This is a genomic window from Flagellimonas onchidii, assembly GCF_004804315.1.
Classification (GTDB): domain Bacteria; phylum Bacteroidota; class Bacteroidia; order Flavobacteriales; family Flavobacteriaceae; genus Flagellimonas; species Flagellimonas onchidii.
On sequence record NZ_SRXX01000008.1, the window covers coordinates 180,031 to 182,189 of the forward strand.

The 2,159-nt window shown below is 63.6% G+C and carries 1 protein-coding gene; it reads left to right on the forward strand.

The window, feature by feature from the left end; genetic code table 11:
• Positions 1-2,159, forward strand: a 2,159-nt coding sequence (locus E4661_RS19300; RefSeq protein WP_205728947.1) for a hypothetical protein, incomplete at both ends; no start/stop codon positions are given.

Consider the following 2,159-nt stretch of genomic DNA (forward strand, 5'->3'; position numbering starts at 1 on the left):
CGCTGGCAACTCGGCGACGATAAGCGGGCTTGTGGCGGGCAGCTACGACAATTTAAGGGTAACGGTCTCCGGCTGTACCTCTTTGGAGGACCCCAACGTTACGCTCACGGACCCTGTGGTCCCTACGGCTGACCTCACCAGCAGCGATGCCGACGATGAGATCTGTGCGGGGGACAACGTGGTCTTCACGGGCTCGGGCGGTGACGAGTACGAGTTCCTTGTTGACGGGGGCACCGTGCAGGCGCTCTCCCCGGACGACACCTATGACACCACGTCCCTGTCCGACGGGCAGGTGGTGACGGTAAGGGTTGTGGACATCTCCACGGACTGTGATGCGACCAGTTTGGGGATAGCGATGACGGTCAACCCGCCCCTCCCTCCGCCGAGCGTGAGCGTGACCCCGGAGAGCTGCGCCGGTGCGGCGACCAACGTGGTGGACAACTATGACGATGCGCTGGACTATACCTCGGTTCCCAACGGCCTGAGCGTTGACGGCAGCGGGAACATCACCGGTGGCACGCACGGTACGAACTATGTGCTGACGGCCACCAATGCGGACGGCTGCTCTGCGGACTCCCAACCGTTCACCTATGACGGGGACGGGCAGCTTGCATCGCCCCCTCCGCCGAGCGTGAGCGTGACCCCGGAGAGCTGCGCCGGTACGGCGACCAACGTGGTGGACAACTATGACGATGCGCTGGACTATACCTCGGTTCCCAACGGCCTGAGCGTTGACGGCAGCGGGAACATCACCGGTGGCACGCACGGTACGAACTATGTGCTGAGGGCCACCAATGCGGACGGCTGCTCTGCGGACTCCCAACCGTTCACCTATGACGGGGACGGGCAGCTTGCATCGCCCCCTCCGCCGAGCGTGAGCGTGACCCCGGAGAGCTGCGCCGGTGCGGCGACCAACGTGGTGTCCAACCATGACGATGCGCTGGACTATACCTCGGTTCCCAACGGCCTGAGCGTTGACGGCAGCGGGAACATCACCGGTGGCACGCACGGTACGGACTATGTGCTGACGGCGACCAATGCGGAGGGCTGCTCTACGGACTCCCAACCGTTCACCTACGACGGTGATGGGCAGCTGCCCGTTCCGGATGTGCCCTTGGTGTCGGTGACCCCCGAGAGCTGCGCCGGTGCGGCGACCAACGTGGTGTCCAACCATGACAATGCGCTGGACTATACCTCGGTGCCCAACGGCCTTAGCGTTGACGGCAGTGGTAACATCATGGGCGGCGCCACCGGTACGGACTATGTGCTGACGGCAACCAACGGCTCGAACTGCTCTGCGGACTCCCAACCGTTCACCTATGACGGGGACGGGCAGTTGCCCGTTCCGGATGTGCCCTTGGTGTCGGTGACCCCCGAGAACTGTAACGGGGCTGCGACCAACGTGGTGTCCAACCATGACGGTGCGCTGGACTATACCTCGGTTCCCAACGGCCTATCGGTGGACGGCAGCGGTAACATCACGGGCGGCGCCACCGGTACGGACTATGTGCTGACGGCCACCAATGCGGACGGCTGCTCTGCGGACTCCCAACCGTTCACCTATGACGGGGACGGGCAGCTGCCCGTTCCGGATGTGCCCTTGGTGTCGGTGACCCCCGAAAGCTGTAACGGGGCTGCGACCAATGTGGTGTCCAACCATGACAATGCGCTGGACTATACCTCGGTTCCCAACGGCCTTAGCGTTGACGGCAGCGGTAGTATCACGGGCGGCACGCACGGCACGGACTATGTGCTGAGGGCGACCAACGGCTCGAACTGCTCTGCGGACTCCCAACCGTTCACCTACGACGGTGACGGCCAGCTACCGGTTCCGGATGTGCCCTTGGTGTCGGTGACCCCTGAGAACTGTAACGGGGCTGCGACCAATGTGGTGTCCAACCATGACAATGCGCTGGACTATACCTCGGTTCCCAACGGCCTTAGCGTTGACGGCAGCGGTAGCATCACGGGCGGCACGCACGGCACGGACTATGTGCTGAGGGCGACCAACGGCTCGAACTGCTCTGCGGACTCCCAACCGTTCACCTACGACGGTGACGGCCAGCTACCGGTTCCGGATGTGCCCTTGGTGTCGGTGACCCCTGAGAACTGTAACGGGGCTGCGACCAATGTGGTGTCCAACCATGACGGTACGCTGG